Genomic DNA, 18,023 nt, shown 5'->3' on the forward strand with positions numbered 1-18,023 from the left:
ACCGTGGTGCTTCGACGTGCTGGTCACTCGCGGTCTGACCGCCCTGTCAGGTGCAGATGCGCCCAACCAGATGCCGAGACCGTGAACACTATGGCGTACCCCAGCACCATGCCACGTTTGAACGCGAATATGAGGGTGTCGTGGTTGATCACGACTGCCAACAAGCCGACGAAGACCAAAACCCCCAACGCCACCAGCCCGCAGATCCACTTCGCAAGGTGCCTGGCCACAGCCATCGGCTCCACGTGGTTCCGCTGACTCACGCCCGCTCCCGTCCGATAAACGGCCTGGCTCCCAGGCGCGATACAAGAAAGCCCGGGAGCCAGACGTCTCATGCGTACTGGTCAGCCTGCGAAGCGTTCCAGTTCGGGGTGACCCCCTCGACTACTTCGCCGTCGTCCGAGGTCTCGATATGCCTCTTGCCCCCAGTGGTGGTGCCGTTGCTGGTGTTACTACCAGATGACGGTGATCGTGTAGCAGTACAGGCCTCATGGCACACACTGCACGGCCACCACCCCCAGGACGCGGGCGAGAGCGGAGCGTGCAGCGTCTCAGGCAGGGTGGCAGTGGGAGACGGACGCGCAGCCCGTACCGAAGAGCGGTACGGGCTGCCTGCATGCTGGTCCGGAACTCGGGGCGAGGCCACTGAGGTTCCGACTTGTATGGCGGTAGCGGAACGTGGTTCGGGTTGGCCGCTCGTAGCGTTTCCGTAGGGCGCCGGCTCGGATGGCTCGTGAGGTTCCTGCCGCCTTTTTGGCTGGCTCACCGGGGGTGTGCCGCCGGTCCGGCGTCCGTCTGCGGCCTGACTCAACAGAGGCGTGTCCCGGCCCGTTTGGTTCCGGAAGTCGGAGTGTCGGCCGTGGAAGTCCCTGTCGTCCCCCGACCGTTGGGAGCGCAGTGCCGTGATACTGCTCGGTGTCGATCCGCACAAGTCCACCCACACCGCTACCGCCGTGGCCCCCGAGACTCAGCAGCGGCTGGCCTCGGTGACGGTTGGAGCGAGCCTGCCGGAGTACCGGCGTCTGATGCGCTGGGCCAGGCGGTGGCCGGAGCACAAATGGGCGGTGGAGAACGCCAACGGGCTGGGGCGACACCTGACCCAGTGGCTCATCGCCCGGGGCGAGCGGGTCATCGACGTCCCCGCCTCGGCGACCAGCCGGGTGCGTGAACTCTCGCGCGGCGGCGGGCGGAAGAACGACCAAATTGACGCGGCCGCCGCCGCGACCGTGGCCTGCCTGCACGGTGACGGACGGGGAGTCGGGGCGGAGGACCACTCCACCGCGCTGGCCCTGCTCGACGAGCGGCGGGTGAACCTCACCCAGGCGCGGGTCCGCACTGTCAACCAACTGCACGCCCTGCTGCGAGACTTGCTCCCCGGTGGCGCCCCGGACCAGATGTCCGCCGACCAGGCCGCCGCCCTGCTGCGAACCGTTCGGCCCGTCGGCGCGGTGGAGAAGGTCCGCAAGGGCCTCGCCCGCGACCTGGTGGCCGAGGTCCGTACGCTGGACAAACAACTCGCGGCCAACGCCACGCGACTCCAGGCGCTCGTGGCCGCCGCGGACAGCACGCTCATGGACACCCCGGGCATCGGCCCGGTGCTGGCCGCACGACTGATCGCCCGAGTCGGGCGGGCGAGCCGCTTCCCCACCGCCGCGGCGTTCGCGAACTACACCGGCACCGCCCCCGTGGAGATGGCCAGCGGCGACAGGGCCCGCCACCGGCTCTCCCGATCCGGAGACCGGCAGCTCAACTCCGTTCTCCACACCATCGCCGTTGTCCAGATTCGCATGCCCAACTCGCCCGGGCACACCTACTACCAGCGGAAACTCTCCGAAGGAAAGACTCCCAGGGAAGCCAAACGCTGCCTGAAACGCCGCCTGGCCGATCATGTCTGGAAAGTCATGCTCGCCGACGAACGACGAGCCCAACCTCTTGCCGTCACGCCTTGACAGACACAGAGGCACCCCCGGGCCTGCATGGATCGGCACAGCCGATCACGTTGAGGGTGCAGGGCAGAGGAGTCAGGCGGTCGTGACGCTCTGCTTATCCCCGGGGTTGGTGGAGCTCTGGACGCTCCGGCCCCGGACGAAGTCTGTGAAGGAGGCGAGCTCCCGCTTGACGACGGGGGCCAGCAGGTAGAGGCCGATGATGTTGAACACCGACAGCAGGAAGAGAGCCGAGTCGGCCAGGCTAATCAGTGAGTCGAGGGAGAGCAGGGAGCCCAGAATGACGAACACGCTCCAGATGATCTTGAAGGTGATCTCGCTGGTCCTGCTCTTGCCGAAGAGGTACGTCCAGGCCTTGAGGCCGTAGTAGCCCCAGGTCAGGATTGTGGAGAAGGCGAAGAGCAGCACCGCGACAGTCAGCACGTCCGGGAACCATGGCAGCACCGTCCCGAACGCGTCGGAGGTGATGGTTACTCCGCCGATGCTTTCGCCTGCACGGGCCTCGGCCCAGCTGGCCGGGTTGGCGATGATGATGGTCAGCGCGGTCATGGTGCAGATGACGACTGTGTCGATAAACGGTTCCAGCAGGGCGACCAGACCCTCGCTCGCGGGGTGCTTGGTCTTGACCGCGGAGTGGGCGATCGGGGCAGAGCCCAGACCGGCCTCGTTGGAGAAGGCGGCACGCTGGAAGCCGACGATCAGGGCGCCGATCACACCCCCCGTGACACCGTCGGCCTCGAACGCGCCCTTGAAGATGGCCTGGATCGCGTCGGGCACCGCGGTGACGTTCGTCAGGATGACGACCAGGCAGGCCACGATGTACATACCGGCCATCGCCGGGACCAGTCGGCTGGTGACCGAAGCGATGGAGCGGATGCCGCCGAGCAGCACGAGGCCGACCAGTGCGGCAACCACCAGACCGAAGAGGACGGCACCGGCGGAGGAGGCCATGAAGCCGTCCTCGCCGCCGACGGTCGAGGCGATCTGCGCGTAACTCTGGTTGGCCTGGAGCAGGTTGCCGCCGAACAAGCCGAAGAAGAGGATCATGACGGAGGCGAGGACGGCAAGCACCTTGCCGAGCTTGGCGCCGCCGCTGCCGAAACGCTCGGCGAGACCCTTGGGCAGGTAGTGCATCGGGCCGCCGGACACGGTGCCGTCCGCGTGCTCTTCGCGGTACTTCACACCGAGGGTGACCTCGACGAACTTGGTGGCCATGCCGAGCAGGCCGCACAGGATCATCCAGAAGGTGGCGCCGGGGCCGCCGATGGAGACGGCGACGGCGACGCCGGCGATGTTGCCGAGGCCGACGGTGCCGGAGACGGCGGCAGTCAGCGCCTGGAAGTGGTTGACCTCGCCGGGCGAATCCTCTTCGTCGTATTTACCGCGCACCACCTTGGTGGCGAGCGCGAACTTGCGTATCTGGACGAGTCCGAACCAGGTGGTGAAGATCAGGCCGGCGACGACGAGCCAGGCGACGATGAGCGGGAGTTCGGTGTCACCGACAGGGACGGCGTAGAAGACGACCTCGCTGACTTTCTCAGCAACTGGTTCGAAGAAATCACTGACGGCGTCGTCGATGGATTGCGTGATGGAGTCGAGTGACATCTGACTACCTCAGGGCGCGGGGACGTGCTGGCGTACTACAGTGGAGCGGGTGTCGTGCGCACGGCGGTGGCCGGCGTCTCGACCACGGCAGGCGTGCAGCCGTGACGGAGTTGGGAAGTCTTACCACGTTCTTTACCGATTCTTTAGTGACTCAGATCACGCAGTCCCCCCTCTGGGGTGCAATTGCCTGCGGTGGTGACTGGATCGTTATCCGGATTTGAGCGTCCCATGAGTGAACGCTCTCGGAAATGCAGTGAACAAGTCAGGACAAAATTGCCTGGACGGTCATGACGTCGGGCCTCAATCAACGTCTCTTGCAGTTGTCGAGCTGCAGATAGGCCATGACCATCAGGATCCGCTCGAGCGGTGTAGGCGGTGGGGGGTTGCGAACGCGCGGGTATCCGCCCGGGCGTGCACGCCTCCTCCGTCGCCGCCCTGGACGCGATTGAGACCAAGTACGCCCAGCGCAGCAAGACCGTCGAGATCATCGGCCTCAACGACCCCAGCGCCGACCTCCACGGCAAGCTCACCGGCGAACTCGCCAGCCACTGAACTCACCACGATGATGGCCGCCTCGGAAGCGTCGGCTCGCCTCTGGCCGCCATCAATGTGTCCGGTGCCGGAACATGGGCACGCCCGAGGGGCGGGGGCCGGTCAGCGTCGAGGCAAGGCCGGATCACCGGGTGCGTGCTGGGCTGCCGCCACTGCTCATTCTCTGGCTCTAGGACCTGCACGACGCGGGCGAAGTGCTGGACCAGGGGTGTCCGTTGCGCAGGCGGGGAGCGTGAGCTGGGCCTGTTGGCCCGCACTCGGATGCCGCCGCCGGGTGCCGATCGACCGCCGGAGGGCGTGCACGTAGTAGAGGAAGCGCAAGGTCCAGCCCGGACGGGACAGGTAGACACTTCCGAGTCCTATTAGAGGGCGTTTGAAGTGGGCAGATTGCCGTTTACGTCCTAGTGCGTTCCTCGCCAGGTGGGTGCCGTCTCGTCCGTTATGCGCCTGGCGAGGTTGTCGATCGAGGCGATGTGGATCATGGCCTCGGAGCTGGCGGTGAGGGTTTCGTAGTCGCGGGCGAGACGGCGGTGCATCATGATCCAACCGATACTCCGCTCTACCACCCAGCGCCTTTTCACGACCTGAAAGCCGCGGGTCTCCGGATTCCGGTTGACGACTTCGACGTCGATTCCGAGGGTGGCGCCGTGCTCGACGACGGCATTCTTGAAGCCGGTGTCGACCCAGCTCTTGGAGATGGTCGGATACGTCTCCTTCGCCTGGTCGAGGAGGCGGATTCCCAGGGCGTTTTCCGACAGGCCAGCGGCGGCGACGGTCACGGCGAGGATGAGGCCGATCGTGTCCGTGAGGATGCCGCGCTTTCGGCCGACGATCTTCTTCGCGGCGTCCGTTCCCTGGCTGGTCAGGGGCACGTTGGTGGAAGTCTTCACGCTCTGGGTGTCGATCACGGATGCGGTCGGCTTGGGCTAGCGCCCCTCTTTCACGCGCGCCAGTCCGGTCAGGTCATAGTTGAGCTGGGCGAAGATTCCCTCGTCGCGCCAGGCGGCGTAGTAGGCGTAAACGGTGCCGTGGTTCGGGAAGTCGTGCGGGAGATATTTCCAGGGGATTCCGGTGCGGTTCACGTAGGGGATCGCGTTGAAGACGTCCCGTAAATCGACCTTGGCCGGCTGTCCGGTTGGTCTGCGGTCGAGTCGGGCCTTTCTCCAGGCCGCCAACGTCGGCTCGATCAGGGCCCATCGGGCGTCGGACAGGTCGCTGGGGTACGGCTTGCGCTCGCTCACGGCGTAGCGTGATCACGGGCGAGGCGGAGGGCTCGGTTCCGCTGTTCATTGGGCGATTCCGCGGCAACTTCAAACCAGACGGACTTCCAGGTATAGAAGTGAACGAGATGGATGGCCGAGCATCCGCCCTGGGTAGCGCCATTCATCGTCTATAGGATGAAGACCCTCAAAGCAGGGCAGTGGCGAGAGCCGCATATAGGGCTTGACCTGTATAAACGCCCTCTAAGAGGTACACCGGCATCAGTCTGCGTCTTATCGATGTCCCTGTCGAGTCTCGTACGTGTACCGATGAGTTACCTCGGCGTGCTTCCTTGGCCAGCCGGTTCCGCTGGTTCTCCTCACGCCGCTGGGCCTTCAGCGCCTTCCTCGCCGCGGCCTCCTCCATCTGCTTCGCCCGCACCCGCTGCACGTTCCGCACACGCCGCGGTGTGTGTACCTCTACCGGCACGACGAGGCGGACGACAGGTGGGTCAACACGAACCTGCCGGTCCCCGACCCGGCGGGGCAGGAGGCAGTCGCCCAGGTCACCTATCTGAAGTCGGTTGCGGACCAGGTCAGGCAGCTGGAAGCGCTGTCCGGGCGGCCCGGCCGCGTGCACGTGTACGACACCAACAGCCTGATGCACTACCAGCCGCCGGAGGCGATCGGCTGGCCCGCGGTCGTGAAGGGGCGGGTGGTGCGGCTTGTGGTTCCCCTGGTGGTCGTCGACGTGCGCGACCGCAAGCAGCACGAAGGCTCGAAGGAGATGGCGCAGCCGCCCGGCGGGCCCTGCGCGCGCTGGGCGGGGTGCTTGACGGTACACAGCCTGGTGCGGCCGCGTCGGTGCCCGGCCGCCCGGGCGTGAGTATCGAGATCCTGCTGGACGAGGCCGGACACCGCCGTGAGGCCGGCGCGGATGACGAGATCATCGAGCGAAGCGTGCTGCTGGCACAGATCACAGGCGGTCCGGCCACCGTGGTCACGGCGGGCACCGGCATGCGCCTGCGCGCGCAGGCCGCAGGGCTCCATGCTGTGAGGCTCCCCGAGAAGTGCCGCAAGGACCAGGGGTAGTTGGCCACTGCGTCCGGTGCTCCGGGCCGGCGTCAGGCATGCGGGCCGCCATCGCCAGTGCCGCCATGGCCCGGCAACGCTTACGCTCGGAATAACTCGCCTCGAAATAAAATTGCGAAACGAATGTCAAAGCTTAATTCGCGCCATGGGAATTCTTGAAATCGCCTCACCGAGTTAAATCGGACACTCCCTATGCTGCACAACGCCCTGACCTGCAAAAACTCTCTCCACCATCCTTCTTGTGGGAACGGGTTGACGCCACCCCGCGCCGCATCTTCTAATTTCCTAACGTTGCGCTGCATTTCCCGACGAATTCTTTTCAGAGGACAGTCATGCCTGTTGACCCTCGCGTACCGCTTGCCGTGGACGACATCCGCGGTCGCCTTGCGAACACCGATTCGACCGTCCTGGCCCGCCGCGAGCTGACGAAGATCTGGCGCAGTGCCGAGGGACGGTGTCTCATCGAGTCCTGGAAGAACGAGGGCTTCCTGACCGGCGAGGCTGAGCAGCCGAACCGAGCCGGGCACGATCTGGTGGCCGAGTACATGAAGTCTCAGCGGGTTCGCTTGAGCAAGGGGCAGGCCATGGAACTGCAACTCGCGCTGGAAGAGGCTGGTATCCACTGCGAGCCCGCCCTGGGGCGTCTGGCCTCCATGACGGCCGTGGTGCGCATCTACCGGAAGTGGCGCGCCCCCAACAGCGCTGCGTGAAGATCGCCAGCTTCGCGAGCCCGGGACCTTGGCCGCCCCGAGTCGAGTGGCGAAGGCCCCCGCGAGGTTTTTCCCGGTCCACGGCGGAAGGCGTGGATGAATTGCCGTGCAGGTCCCGCGGAATCCGTGGGTCTGTGCTGCCGGGACGGCCGACAGGAAGCCTTTCCGGAAAGGCCTCTCACATGATCGACCCGTACTCAGGCGACGGCCCCCGCCTGCCCGCCCTGCTCCTGGCCGTCGCCGTTGGTCTCGCGGCCGCACAGAGCCAGGTTTGGGCGAGTGCTCTGGGAACAGCAACCGCCGTCTACTCCGTCCTCGCAGGCGGCAGCCAGGACAGGAGGAAGTGAAACCATGGTCCGCACAAAACCCTCGGCCACCGTTCTCGCCTTGATCGCGGAGGTGGAGAAGCGCGGATGCACCGCCAACCCGTTCACGGTGGAGCGCTGGCGGAAGGAGGCGTGGCTGCCCAGGTCCCGGGACTGGCTTGTCCCCGGCTCGGCCGTGCTTCGGCCCGAGATCGTGCACCGCGCCGTGCAACTGGCGGCCCTCTCACGGCCAGGCCGAAGCATCGCATGGCGCGGCTGGGCGTTCGGCGACACCCCGGAGAGCACGCGGACTGCGGGCGGCGCTGGCCAAGACACTCCTGTGGCCCTTCGTGCGGGCAGACGTCGAGCAGGTCCCCACCGGGACTGCGCGGGGTGACCCGGGCCAAGAACCCCCGCACCAACCCGCCCCGCACCCGAGACCGACCGGCCCCTGCTACGTCAGCGCGAGGTGGTGGCTGGCTGCTGGCCTCCATCTGTCCAGCTGTGGGAGTGGAGTGGGAGACGAATGGGAGACGATCAAGCCGAGGGAGCTCGAATTGCCTCTAGAAATCTCTAGATCAGGGGCATGGGTCTGTCGCTCGGAAGACCTCGCTCAGCCCGCCGACTCGGCCGCGTGCGGGCTCAGCGCGCCCATGCTGACCAGCACGATGATGACGATGCCGAGCAGGATGCGGTAGTAGACGAACGGCATGAAACTCTTGGTCGTGATGAACTTCATGAACCAGGCGATAACGGCATAACCCACCACAAAGGCGATGATCGTCGCGAAGACCGTGGGGCCCCACGAGACATGGCCGCCCTCGCTCGCGTCCTTCAGCTCGAAGGCGCCGGACGCGAGGACCGCCGGGATGGCGAGCAGGAACGAATAGCGGGCCGCGGCCTCGCGCGTGTAGCCCATGAGGAGGCCGCCGCTGATGGTGGCGCCGGAGCGGGAGACGCCGGGGACGAGGGCCATCGCCTGGCAGACGCCGAAGATCAGGCCGTCCTTCACGCTCAGCTCCTGGAGCGACTTGCGCTCCTTGGCGGCCCGGTGCTTCCCGCCCGTCTCGTCGCGCGCCGCGAGCCGGTCCGCTACGCCGAGAATGATGCCCATCACGATCAACGTCGTCGCCGTGATGCGCAGATCACGGAACGGCCCCTCGATCTGATCCTTGAGAGTGACGCCCAGCACACCGATCGGAATCGAGCCGATGATCACGAGCCAGCCCATCTGCGCGTCGTGATCGCTCCGCATCGCCTTGTTCGTGAGCGAGCGGAACCACGCCGAGATGATGCGGGCGATGTCCTTGCGGAAATAGATCAGTACCGCCGTCTCCGTGCCGATCTGGGTGATCGCGGTGAAGGCCGCCCCCGGGTCCTCCCAGCCCGCGAACGCCGCGGTCAGCCGCAGATGCGCGCTGGAGGAGACGGGCAGGAACTCGGTGAGCCCCTGGACGAGTCCGAGGATGAGGGATTCAAACCAAGACATGAAGTACGTGATCCAAGTGCTGATGGCGGGTGCGGAGCGAATGGCCGGACGGACGTGCCGAGTTGCTGTCTGCGGTGATCAGGCGCGCCCGGGGCAGCGTAGCGCCCCCTGGGGACCGTGTGGCCACGGGGTGGCGAGGTCGGAGCCGCGGCCTCCTCGCCGAAGACCCCGCGACGGTGACCAGGGTGTTGACCCGCCGCGATCCCGCCGCTTACGTTTCCGCGAGGAGTGAAAGCGCTTGCTGTCCTCGATGGCCACCCTCGTGGTCACCGCGGAGGGCAGGCGTCCGCCAGAACCGCTGTCACGTCCGATGGAGTGCTGATCACGTCCATGCGTACCTCACGCGACGCCACCACCAGCAAGACGACCGAGCACGAGGACATCGAGCACGCGAGCAACCCGTACGAGAGCAGCCCGCGCGAAAGCCGGCCGGCGGGCCCATTCGACGGCCGCCGGATCAGGGCCGCCGTCATCGGCACCGGAGGCATCGCCTCCGGCAGTCATCTGCCCGCGCTCGCCGCCCTCGCCGCCGAGGGCGAGGTGGAGATCGTCGCCGCGGTCGACATCGACGCCGACGCGGTGAAGCGCTTCTGCGCGGACGGCGGGGTCCCGCACGGCTACACCGACCTCGACCGGATGCTGGCGGAACAGCGTCCCGACCTCGTCTCCATCTGCACCCCGCCGACCCTGCACCGCGACCAGACCGTGGCAGCGCTGCGCGCCGGCGCCTGGGTGTGGTGCGAGAAGCCGCCCGTGCCGACCCTCGCCGACTTCGACGCCGTGGAGGCCGAGGAAGGGGTCGAGGGCGGTCCGTACGCCTCCATCGTCTTCCAGCACCGGTTCGGCTCGGGCGCCCGGCACGTACGCCGTCTGATCGCCGACAGGGCCATGGGACGGCCCCTCGTGGCGCACTGCCAGACCACCTGGTACCGCGACGCGGCCTACTACGCCGTGCCCTGGCGCGGACAGTGGGAGACCGAGGGCGGCGGCCCCGCCATGGGGCACGGCATCCACCAGATGGACCTGCTGCTCGACCTGCTCGGGCCGTGGGCGGAGGTGCGAGCCATGGCCGGGCGTCTGGTGCACGACGTACAGACCGAGGACGTCTCGACCGCGCTCGTACGCTTCGAGAGCGGCGCGCTCGCGACCGTGGTCAACAGCGTGCTCAGCCCCGACGAGGTCAGCCGGATCCGCATCGACTGCGAGCACGCGACGGTCGAGCTCACCCATCTCTACGGACACAGCAACGACAACTGGCGCATCACCCCGGCACCGGACGCACCGGCCGAGTCCGTGGCGGCCTGGCAGGACTTCGGCGCCGACGTGCCGAGTTCGCACCTGGCCCAGCTGCGTGACCTGGTCGCTAGCATGCGCGCGGGCGAGCGGCCGCGCAGCAGCGGCGCCGACGGGCGCACCAGCCTGGAGCTGATCACCGCGCTCTACAAGTCGGCGTTCACGGACATCACGGTCCGCGCCGGCGGCATCGGACCCGGCGACCCGTACTACACCGCCCTGCACGGCGGCGCGCCCGGCTGGGCACCCACGACGCACGAGGAGGCATCGGCATGACCGCACAGGACGGCCTGCGCATCGTCCACGCCCACGGCGACCGCATCACGATCACCGAACCCACCACCGGTGTCGACCTGTTGAGCTACGTGTACGGCCCCGAGTCGGCCTGGGAGGCCCCGAAGCCGTATCTGCACCCGCTCAGGACCCTGGCGGGCAACGTTGTCACGGACTACCGGCCCAACGACCACCGCTGGCACAAGGGCCTGCAGATGACCGCCTCGCATCTGTCGGGGTCGAATCTGTGGGGCGGCAACACATACGTTCACGGAGAGGGGTATCTCGAACTCCCTGAGCGTGTCGGGTCGATGGCGCATGTCGCGTTCGACGAGGTGCACGCCGACAGCGACCGCGTGGTCATCGCCGAGCGGCTCACCTGGCATCCCTACGACGGCACGCTGTGGGCGGACGAGGAGCGCCGGGTAGAGGTGCACGACGTGGACCCGGCGTCCGGTTCCTGGGCGCTGACCTGGAGGAGCTCCGTCACCAACCGCCGTGACGAGCCGCTGCTGTTCGGCAGTCCCACGACGGCCGGGCGGGAGATGGCCGGCTACACGGGCCTGTTCTGGCGCGGCCCGCGCGGCTTCCGGGACGGGCGGATCATCGGCCCCGACAGCGAGGGGCCGGACCTGATGGGGCAGCAGGCGCCCTGGCTCGCCTACTCCGCCGAGCACGACGTCGTCGACGGGTACGCGACGCTCGTCTTCGCGCACGCTCCCGAGAACGACCACACGGGCGAGGGCGGGGCCCACCCGGCCCACTGGTTCGTCCGCAACGAGCCGTTCGCGGCCGTCGCCCCCTCCTACGCCTTCTTCGACGAGCTGGAGCTCGCCCCCGGCGAGACCCTCACCCGCCGCTACCGCGTCGTCGTCGCGGACGGCGCCTGGGAGCGCGACGAGATCGCCAAGTACCTGGCGGTGCACCCGTGGTGAGCGCGGCCGAGGGCTTCGCGGGCCTCCCCGGCGGCGTCGCCGTCTCGCATCTGTCGGTCTACGACTGGCCCGCCGACGACGGGGTGTGCGGCGGAACTCCCCATCTGCACCTGACCTGTTCGGAGGCGTACGTCGTCACCGGCGGCCGGGGCGCGGTGCAGACCCTGACGACCTCCGGGTACGAGGTCACGCCGCTCGCGCCCGGCACGGTCGCCTGGTTCACGCCCGGCACGATCCACCGGCTGGTCAACGAGGACGATCTGCGCATCACCGTCCTCATGCAGAACAGCGGGCTCCCGGAGGCCGGGGACGCGGTGCTCACCCTGCCGCCGAAGTACCTCACCGACCCGGAGACGTACGCCGCCGCGACCGTCATTCCGGTCGACGCGCCCGAGGAGGAGAAGGAGCGGTTCGCCCGCGCCCGGCGCGATCTCGCCCTGGAGGGCTACCGGGCCCTGCGCGAGGCGGACGGCCCGGAGCCGCTCGCCGCGTTCCACGAGGCCGCCGCCGCGCTGGTACGCCCCCGGCTCGCCGAGTGGCGTGAGCGGTGGCGGCGGGGTGCCGAGGCCGCGGCAGCGGCGACCGGGGAGCAGCTCGACCGGCTGGAGCGGGGGGACGCGTCCCACCTCGCCGATGCCTCCGTGCGGGCCGAGCAGCCTTCGGCGTACGGGAAGTTCGGGATGTGCGGGCGGCTCGACGTGTACCGGGGGACGTAGCACCGGCGTCGGCAGGGCTCGTGTAGCCGTGCCCGGACCACGCCTACGCCGCCGCGGGCCCTGTCGCCGTCCACCCCGGGGCCTGCGGGTGGGCCGTCAGGTCGTCGTGCCGGACCTTCTCGCCGCACTCGGCGCAGGTGACGACCGGGACCAGTTCGTGGCCGCCCGCGTGTCCGGGCCCGCCGACGTGTTCGAGCACCATGGGGCGATCGCCTTCGTTGAGATGGCGGTCGCCCCACGCCATGAGCGTGAGCAGCACGGGCTCCAGCTCCAGACCGGCCCGCGTGGGCCGGTACTCGAAGCGCCGCGGCTTCTCGCTGTAGGCGACCTTCTCCAGCACACCGGCGTCGACCAGCCGCTTCAGGCGGCTCGTCAGTACGTCGCGCGGGGCGCCGATGTTGCGGACCAGCTGGTCGAACCGCGTGGCGCCCAGGGACACCTCGCGCAGGACGAGCAGGGAGTACTTCTCGCCGACGAGTGCGAGGGTGTCGGCGATCGAGCAGGGGCGGGCGTCCTTCATGCGACCCATTCTAGGGGGTCGGTTGGTTCTTCCAACCCACTCGGCCGCCCTGGAGTACCTTGGTGGGTTTGGAAAGCGAACTCATTCATTCCGGGGAGAGCGGAGGAGCCCGTCTCAGCGGTCCCGGAAGTGATGGCGCTTGCGCCAGGCGACGATCGCTCCCGCGAGGGCGGGGAGCGCGATGAAGGCCATGGCGATCAGGAAGGCCGGGGACGTCGGGGCCGAGGCCTGCGCGCCGGCGACGACGTAGGCGGCGGTGTTCGGGATCGAGCCGAGGCCCGTGGCGAGGAGGAAGGGGAACCAGCCCATGCGGGACACGGACGCGCAGTAGTTCGCGGCCCAGAACGGCACCCCGGGGAAGAGCCGCGCGGCCATCATCGAGCGGAAGCCGTGGCGGCTGAGCTGACCGTCCGCCGCCTTCAGCCAGCGGCCCCGGAGCAGCGGCCGCAGCGCGTCCTGCCCGAGTATCCGGCCGAGCCCGAAGGCGATCCCGGCCCCGAGCACCGTACCCGCGAGCGAGACCCCGAGGCCCAGCTGCGAGCTGAACAGGGCGCCCGCCGCGATGTTGAGGAGCGGCCGGGGCACGAACGCGACCGTGCACAGCCCGTACGCCACCGCGAAGACCACGGACGCGGCCGCACCGTTCAGCTGCGGCGGCCAGCCGTCGGCCAGCAGCTTCTGGGGCTCGAAGAGCAGCACCGTCGCGGCCGCCGCCACCAGGATCGACACCAGCAGGGACAGCCGGGACCATGGCGAGAGCAGTGCTCTCGTGCAGCGGGCGGCCAGACCTGTCGGGGCGGTGGTGAACTCGGTGAGGACGAGTTCCGTCGCGGGGACCGGGGGAGCGGCCGTGGCGGTGCCCCCAGAGCGGGTGGTGGCATCGAGCATCCGGCGACACTAACTGACCAATGTGTGTGATCGCCGTATGGTTCGTCTCATGGGCGTCACAGCTTCCGGAACGTCAGATGGCCGTTCGGAGCTGCCGCGCAGCGCTCTCGCGGACACCGTGCTGGAGCGGCTGACCGCCACGTACGCCGCCGCGGCCGATCCGGAGCGGGCCGCGTCGATGCGCGCGTACATGAAGGACATCGCCCCTTTCCTGGGCCTGACCACGCCTGATCGCCGCCGCCTCTCCCACACCGTCCTGGACCGCACACCCCGCCCGGACGAAGCCGACTGCACGGCGGTGGCGCTGCGCTGCTGGCGCCTGCCGGAGCGCGAGTACCAGTACTTCGCCGTCGACTATCTGCGCCGGCATGTGAGGCGTCTCTCGTCCGGCTTCCTGCCCGTGGCACGTCAACTCGTCTCCACCGTGCCTTGGTGGGACACCGTCGACGCACTCGCCGCCCACGTGGTCGGGGGCCTCGTGGCGGCCGATCCGAAGCTGAGGACCGACATGGACAGGTGGATCGAGGACGACGACCTGTGGGTCGCCCGCACGGCCCTGCTCCACCAGCTCCGCCACAAGGACGCCACCGACACCGAACGCCTCTTCGCGTACTGCGTCCGCCAGTCCGGGCACCCCGACTTCTTCATCCGGAAGGCGATCGGCTGGTGTCTGCGCGAGTACGCCCATACCGATCCGCGGGCGGTACGGGACTTCGTCGCCGACGAGCGCGGTCGCCTCTCGCCGCTGTCCGTGCGTGAGGCGCTCAAGAACATCGGCCCGTGACACACCAGATCATCGGGACCTCACCCACCAGAACATGGGCACCTCCCGCACCAGCGGAAACACCCGGCTCCCCGTGGCTCCCGGCCGCGAAAAACCATTCGACGCGGCCGGACGCGTCGGCGATGATCTCCTCATGTTCCGGTACGCCTTCGCTCTCGCAGCATCCGCAGTCGCGGATGCCCCGAAGGCTGCCGTCCTGATCTTCTTGGCCGCCGCCGACGGCGCCCGAAGCTGACCCTTCCCGGATCGTCCGGCGGACCCCGCAGGGGGAGGGTCGGGAAGTCCTCGGGGTCCCCGTCCCGGCCGCTCTGACGCCGGGGCCATCACTCAGCTCCGCTGACACCGAAGGCTTCGAGGTATACAGCCATGCCCAAGACGGCATACGTGCGCACCAAACCGCATCTCAACATCGGCACCATGGGTCATGTCGACCACGGCAAGACCACCCTGACCGCCGCCATCACCAAGGTCCTCGCCGAGCGCGGCTCCGGCACGTTCGTTCCGTTCGACCGGATCGACCGCGCGCCGGAGGAGGCCGCGCGCGGCATCACCATCAACATCGCGCACGTCGAGTACGAGACCGACACCCGGCACTACGCGCACGTGGACATGCCGGGCCACGCCGACTACGTCAAGAACATGGTCACCGGGGCCGCGCAGCTCGACGGGGCGATCCTCGTCGTCTCCGCGCTCGACGGGATCATGCCGCAGACCGCCGAACACGTGCTGCTCGCCCGGCAGGTGGGTGTGAACCACATCGTCGTCGCCCTCAACAAGGCCGACGCCGTCGACGACGGCGAGGACGCAGTGCTCACCGACCTCGTCGAGCTGGAGGTCCGCGAGCTGCTCTCCGCGCACGGCTACGGGGGCGACTCCGTACCGGTCGTACGGGTCTCCGGGCTCAAGGCGCTGGAGGGCGACCCCCGGTGGACCGAGGCGATCGGCGCGCTGCTCGACGCCGTGGACACGTATGTGCCCATGCCCGAGCGGTACTTGGACGCCCCGTTCCTGTTGCCGGTGGAGAACGTGCTCACCATCACCGGCCGGGGCACGGTCGTCACGGGAGCCGTCGAGCGCGGCACCATCCGCGTGGGCGACCGTGTCGAAGTGCTCGGCGCCGCCGTGGACACGGTGGTCACCGGACTGGAGACCTTCGGCAAGCCCATGGAGGAGGCGCAGGCCGGCGACAACGTGGCGTTGCTGCTGCGCGGGGTTCCCCGTGACGCGGTGCGCCGCGGGCACATCGTCGCGGCGCCCGGCAGCGTCGTACCGAGTCGTCGCTTCTCCGCGCGGGTGTACGTCCTGTCGGCGCGCGAGGGCGGTCGTACGACATCGGTGTCCACCGGATACCGGCCGCAGTTCTACATCCGTACCGCGGATGTGGTCGGCGACGTCGACCTCGGCGAGCGGGCGGTCGCGCGGCCCGGCGACACCGTCACCATGACGGTCGAGCTGGGACGTGACGTGCCGCTGGAGCCGGGGCTCGGGTTCGCGATCCGCGAGGGCGGCCGCACGGTGGGCGCCGGGACGGTGACCGCCGTCGGCTGAACCCGGCCCGGCCGCAGCGTGGGTGCCCGCCTCCCGTACGGGAGGCGGGCACCTGCGGTCCCCGTGGATCTGCCCGGGCCCGGGCTCGTCGTGCCCGTAAGGGCACAATGGACCCGTGGACGAGCCGATACCCGTGACGCGAGCCGTGGATCACGGGACCGCCAAGCTGATGCCGGACGTCGACCGCCAGCGGGCCTGGCTGCTGACGGTCGACGGGGCTCCGCAGTCGTATGTCGACCTCGACGAGCCCACGTACCTGGAGTTCGAGTACGCGCGACGGCTCGGGCACGTCCTCGACACCCTCGCGGAGCCGGGGCGGGCACTGGACGTGCTGCACCTCGGCGGCGGCGCGCTCACCCTGCCCCGGTATCTCGCGGCGACCCGGCCGGGGTCCCGGCAGGACGTCGTCGAGGCCGACCGCGCGCTGCTCGACCTCGTCGTCGAGCAGCTGCCCGTCCCGGACGACGCGGGTATCACGGTGCACGGCGCGGACGCCCGCGCCTGGCTCGAAGCAGCCCCCGCCGACTCCGCCGACGTCCTGATCGCCGACGTCTTCGGTGGTTCGCGGGTCCCCGCTCACCTGACCTCGGTGGCGTACGCCACCGAGGCCGAGCGGGTTCTGCGCGCCGACGGCGTGTACCTGGCCAACCTCGCCGACGCCTCGCCCTTCGCCTTCCTGCGCTCCCAACTCGCCACGTTCTCCATGGTGTTCGACGAGCTGGCGCTGATCGCCGAGCCGGGCGTGCTGCGCGGCCGGCGCTTCGGCAACGCGGTGCTCGTCGCCTCGCACCGCCCGCTCGACACCCCCGCCCTCACCCGCCGTACGGCCGCCGACGCCTTTCCGGCCCGGGTCGAGTACGGAGACACGCTGCGAGTCTTCGTGGGCGACGCCCGGCCCGTACGGGACGAGGACGCGGTGCCGTCGCCCGAGCCGCCTGACGGGGCGTTCAGCATCGGCTGAGGCCTGCGCCGTGCGCCGCCTATCGTGCGTCGGACGTCACGTGTCCGTGGGCGCGGCCTCGGTGAGGCGTACGGTGCTGAGGATCTTCTGGACGGTCGCCTCGGGGATCTCGCCGCTCACGCCCTTGGCGCCGTACAGGTTCCAGGTGACGAAGTCGCCCGCGCCGTTCTTGAACGCGAAAGTGATGGCCTTGCCCTCGCTGTCGCACTTGCCCTTCTGGGGCGTGTTCTGCGAGTGCGCCGTGGCGATGCTGCCCTTGAGGCCCGACGTCGTGGTGTACGCCTTCGCCTCGTCCCACTTCACGCTCTTCTTGTCCGGCTGCGTGTAGCCGCCGAAGATCCACCACGGGACGCGTGTCTCGGCCGCCTCGGCCGAGTCCTTGGCGCCGTTCTCGCCGCGCGTTCCGGCGGTGACCAGCGCGGTGTCCTCGGCGCGGCCGTCCTTGTCGCTGTCCGTGGTGCACCACTTGGACTTGAGGTAGGCGGGGGCGGTGACCGTGGTGCGGTCGGTCTTGCCCTTCTCCTCCCACTCGAAGCCGACGCTGGTGTCGGTGCTCTCGATCTCCCAGCCGGCGGGCACGTCGAACATCGTGCCGAAGCGGGGGTTGATGACGACCTTCCAGCCCGCGATGGTCGGCTTCTCGCCGTCGGTGCCGCGCGGGTTGTCCTCGCCGGTGGACGCGGAGGCGCTCGGGTCCTTGGACGCGCTCGACGACGGTGACTGTTTCACCTTGCCGCCCTTGTCGCTGTCGGCCTGGTCGTCCTTGTCGCCGCCCAGAACCAGGAAGCCGGTGACGCCGGCCGCGACGACGACGGCCGTGGCCGCCACGATCGCAACGAGTTTCGTCCTGCTCCCGTCACCGCCGCCGCCCTGCGGCGGCTGCGGAGGGTGCGGCACACCGGGCGCACTCCAACCGGGCTGCCCCGGCTGCGCGTACGGGTTCGGCGTCTGGGGTCCGGTCTGCTGGAATCCGGGCTGCTGATACGGATTCGGCTGCTGGTACCCCGGCTGCTGATACGGGTTCTGGTCCTGCGGATTCTGCTCGCCCCCGGGCGGCTGGTTTCCTGGCCACATGGGCAGTAACCCTAGTGCCGCCCGGGACACGGTTGGGTCACTGCCCTTCGTCAGGGACGTACCGGATCAGGACGCAGATGGGTCCTTATGGACACGTACCGTACGGACGAGGTCCCCGCCGGAATTCTCGATC

19 protein-coding genes and 1 pseudogene are annotated in these 18,023 nt (G+C 68.8%); 13 read left to right on the forward strand and 7 right to left on the reverse strand.

Annotated elements, in window-relative coordinates:
- Positions 1-23: 23 nt before the first annotated feature.
- Positions 24-263, reverse strand: coding sequence for a hypothetical protein (locus OHA11_RS41060; protein WP_266507902.1), 240 nt, complete (start codon positions 261-263; stop codon positions 24-26).
- Between the two features lie 639 nt (positions 264-902).
- On the opposite strand from OHA11_RS41060, the gene OHA11_RS41065 reads away from it, so the two are divergent.
- Positions 903-1,949 carry an IS110 family transposase gene (locus OHA11_RS41065; RefSeq protein ID WP_266505433.1) on the forward strand — a complete coding sequence of 349 codons (1,047 nt, stop codon included), beginning with the start codon at positions 903-905 and terminating at the stop codon, positions 1,947-1,949.
- 72 nt (positions 1,950-2,021) lie between these two features.
- Here the strand turns inward: OHA11_RS41065 and OHA11_RS41070 are convergent, their stop codons facing one another.
- The gene (locus tag OHA11_RS41070) at positions 2,022-3,551 is read right to left on the reverse strand and encodes a sodium:alanine symporter family protein (RefSeq protein ID WP_266505435.1); all 1,530 of its coding nucleotides are present in this window, start codon (positions 3,549-3,551) and stop codon (positions 2,022-2,024) included.
- 411 nt (positions 3,552-3,962) lie between these two features.
- Here OHA11_RS41070 and OHA11_RS41075 point away from each other — a divergent pair, with 411 nt between their 5' ends.
- Entirely contained in the window at positions 3,963-4,103 is a 141-nt protein-coding gene (locus tag OHA11_RS41075; RefSeq protein WP_266507904.1) for a hypothetical protein, read from the forward strand.
- 401 nt (positions 4,104-4,504) lie between these two features.
- Here OHA11_RS41075 and OHA11_RS41080 read toward each other — a convergent pair.
- Positions 4,505-5,344 (reverse strand): annotated as a pseudogene (locus OHA11_RS41080) (IS5 family transposase).
- Between the two features lie 430 nt (positions 5,345-5,774).
- On the opposite strand from OHA11_RS41080, the gene OHA11_RS41085 reads away from it, so the two are divergent.
- From OHA11_RS41085 to OHA11_RS41100, 4 genes are all read left to right on the forward strand, one after another.
- A complete protein-coding gene (locus OHA11_RS41085; protein WP_266505437.1) occupies positions 5,775-6,188 on the forward strand; it encodes a hypothetical protein in 414 nt (137 codons plus the stop codon).
- Positions 6,185-6,394 (forward strand): hypothetical protein, encoded by a 210-nt coding sequence (locus OHA11_RS41090; RefSeq protein WP_266505438.1) that lies wholly within the window; start codon positions 6,185-6,187, stop codon positions 6,392-6,394. Before OHA11_RS41085 ends, OHA11_RS41090 begins: the two co-directional genes overlap by 4 nt.
- Positions 6,395-6,726: 332 nt before the next feature.
- Positions 6,727-7,104: a hypothetical protein gene (locus tag OHA11_RS41095; RefSeq protein WP_266505439.1), complete on the forward strand. Its 378-nt coding sequence runs from the start codon at positions 6,727-6,729 to the stop codon at positions 7,102-7,104.
- A 182-nt stretch (positions 7,105-7,286) separates the two neighbouring features.
- The gene (locus OHA11_RS41100) at positions 7,287-7,451 is read left to right on the forward strand and encodes a hypothetical protein (RefSeq protein ID WP_266505440.1); all 165 of its coding nucleotides are present in this window, start codon (positions 7,287-7,289) and stop codon (positions 7,449-7,451) included.
- A gap of 571 nt (positions 7,452-8,022) precedes the next feature.
- Here the strand turns inward: OHA11_RS41100 and OHA11_RS41105 are convergent.
- A complete protein-coding gene (locus OHA11_RS41105) occupies positions 8,023-8,898 on the reverse strand; it encodes an undecaprenyl-diphosphate phosphatase (RefSeq protein WP_266505442.1) in 876 nt (291 codons plus the stop codon).
- A 330-nt stretch (positions 8,899-9,228) separates the two neighbouring features.
- Between OHA11_RS41105 and OHA11_RS41110 the strand changes: the two genes are divergently transcribed.
- The 3 genes from OHA11_RS41110 to OHA11_RS41120 are packed head-to-tail and all read left to right on the forward strand — an operon-like array spanning position 9,229 to position 12,115.
- The gene (locus OHA11_RS41110; RefSeq protein ID WP_266505444.1) at positions 9,229-10,467 is read left to right on the forward strand and encodes a Gfo/Idh/MocA family protein; all 1,239 of its coding nucleotides are present in this window, start codon (positions 9,229-9,231) and stop codon (positions 10,465-10,467) included.
- Positions 10,464-11,399, forward strand: coding sequence for a PmoA family protein (locus OHA11_RS41115; RefSeq protein ID WP_266505446.1), 936 nt, complete (start codon positions 10,464-10,466; stop codon positions 11,397-11,399). Before OHA11_RS41110 ends, OHA11_RS41115 begins: the two co-directional genes overlap by 4 nt.
- Positions 11,396-12,115, forward strand: a complete 720-nt coding sequence (locus OHA11_RS41120) for a cupin (RefSeq protein ID WP_266505447.1) — start codon at positions 11,396-11,398, stop codon at positions 12,113-12,115. Before OHA11_RS41115 ends, OHA11_RS41120 begins: the two co-directional genes overlap by 4 nt.
- Before the next feature lie 43 nt (positions 12,116-12,158).
- On the opposite strand, the gene OHA11_RS41125 is transcribed toward OHA11_RS41120, so the two are convergent.
- Complete coding sequence (locus OHA11_RS41125) at positions 12,159-12,644, reverse strand: helix-turn-helix domain-containing protein (RefSeq protein ID WP_266505449.1); 486 nt, start codon at positions 12,642-12,644, stop codon at positions 12,159-12,161.
- A gap of 105 nt (positions 12,645-12,749) precedes the next feature.
- The gene (locus OHA11_RS41130) at positions 12,750-13,523 is read right to left on the reverse strand and encodes a TVP38/TMEM64 family protein (RefSeq protein WP_266505451.1); all 774 of its coding nucleotides are present in this window, start codon (positions 13,521-13,523) and stop codon (positions 12,750-12,752) included.
- Between the two features lie 49 nt (positions 13,524-13,572).
- Between OHA11_RS41130 and OHA11_RS41135 the strand changes: the two genes are divergently transcribed.
- The 4 genes from OHA11_RS41135 to OHA11_RS41150 all read left to right on the forward strand — a co-directional run bounded on the left by OHA11_RS41135 (position 13,573) and on the right by OHA11_RS41150 (position 16,816).
- Positions 13,573-14,307 (forward strand): DNA alkylation repair protein, encoded by a 735-nt coding sequence (locus OHA11_RS41135; protein WP_266505454.1) that lies wholly within the window; start codon positions 13,573-13,575, stop codon positions 14,305-14,307.
- Between the two features lie 34 nt (positions 14,308-14,341).
- Entirely contained in the window at positions 14,342-14,542 is a 201-nt protein-coding gene (locus OHA11_RS41140; RefSeq protein WP_266507905.1) for a hypothetical protein, read from the forward strand.
- Positions 14,543-14,673: 131 nt separating this feature from the next.
- Positions 14,674-15,855, forward strand: coding sequence for an elongation factor Tu (gene tuf / locus OHA11_RS41145; protein ID WP_266505456.1), 1,182 nt, complete (start codon positions 14,674-14,676; stop codon positions 15,853-15,855).
- Positions 15,856-15,970: 115 nt separating this feature from the next.
- Positions 15,971-16,816, forward strand: a complete 846-nt coding sequence (locus tag OHA11_RS41150) for a spermidine synthase (RefSeq protein ID WP_266505459.1) — start codon at positions 15,971-15,973, stop codon at positions 16,814-16,816.
- Between the two features lie 36 nt (positions 16,817-16,852).
- On the opposite strand, the gene OHA11_RS41155 is transcribed toward OHA11_RS41150, so the two are convergent.
- Positions 16,853-17,890, reverse strand: coding sequence for a hypothetical protein (locus tag OHA11_RS41155; RefSeq protein WP_266505463.1), 1,038 nt, complete (start codon positions 17,888-17,890; stop codon positions 16,853-16,855).
- Between the last annotated feature and the right edge of the window lie 133 nt (positions 17,891-18,023).

The sequence above is a fragment of the Streptomyces sp. NBC_00878 genome (genome assembly GCF_026341515.1).
Classification (GTDB): Bacteria; Actinomycetota; Actinomycetes; order Streptomycetales; family Streptomycetaceae; genus Streptomyces.

What these genes read in the sequence shown, in the direction of transcription:
- OHA11_RS41130 (WP_266505451.1), bottom strand. Translation starts at nt 13,523, where the DNA reads ATGCTCGATGCCACCACCCGCTCTGGGGGCACCGCCACGGCCGCTCCC.
- OHA11_RS41140 (WP_266507905.1), top strand. Translation starts at nt 14,342, where the DNA reads ATGGGCACCTCCCGCACCAGCGGAAACACCCGGCTCCCCGTGGCTCCC.
- OHA11_RS41135 (WP_266505454.1), top strand. Translation starts at nt 13,573, where the DNA reads ATGGGCGTCACAGCTTCCGGAACGTCAGATGGCCGTTCGGAGCTGCCG.
- OHA11_RS41155 (WP_266505463.1), bottom strand. Translation starts at nt 17,890, where the DNA reads ATGTGGCCAGGAAACCAGCCGCCCGGGGGCGAGCAGAATCCGCAGGAC.
- OHA11_RS41110 (WP_266505444.1), top strand. Translation starts at nt 9,229, where the DNA reads ATGCGTACCTCACGCGACGCCACCACCAGCAAGACGACCGAGCACGAG.
- OHA11_RS41105 (WP_266505442.1), bottom strand. Translation starts at nt 8,898, where the DNA reads ATGTCTTGGTTTGAATCCCTCATCCTCGGACTCGTCCAGGGGCTCACC.
- OHA11_RS41115 (WP_266505446.1), top strand. Translation starts at nt 10,464, where the DNA reads ATGACCGCACAGGACGGCCTGCGCATCGTCCACGCCCACGGCGACCGC.
- OHA11_RS41095 (WP_266505439.1), top strand. Translation starts at nt 6,727, where the DNA reads ATGCCTGTTGACCCTCGCGTACCGCTTGCCGTGGACGACATCCGCGGT.
- tuf (WP_266505456.1), top strand. Translation starts at nt 14,674, where the DNA reads ATGCCCAAGACGGCATACGTGCGCACCAAACCGCATCTCAACATCGGC.
- OHA11_RS41070 (WP_266505435.1), bottom strand. Translation starts at nt 3,551, where the DNA reads ATGTCACTCGACTCCATCACGCAATCCATCGACGACGCCGTCAGTGAT.
- OHA11_RS41100 (WP_266505440.1), top strand. Translation starts at nt 7,287, where the DNA reads ATGATCGACCCGTACTCAGGCGACGGCCCCCGCCTGCCCGCCCTGCTC.
- OHA11_RS41125 (WP_266505449.1), bottom strand. Translation starts at nt 12,644, where the DNA reads ATGGGTCGCATGAAGGACGCCCGCCCCTGCTCGATCGCCGACACCCTC.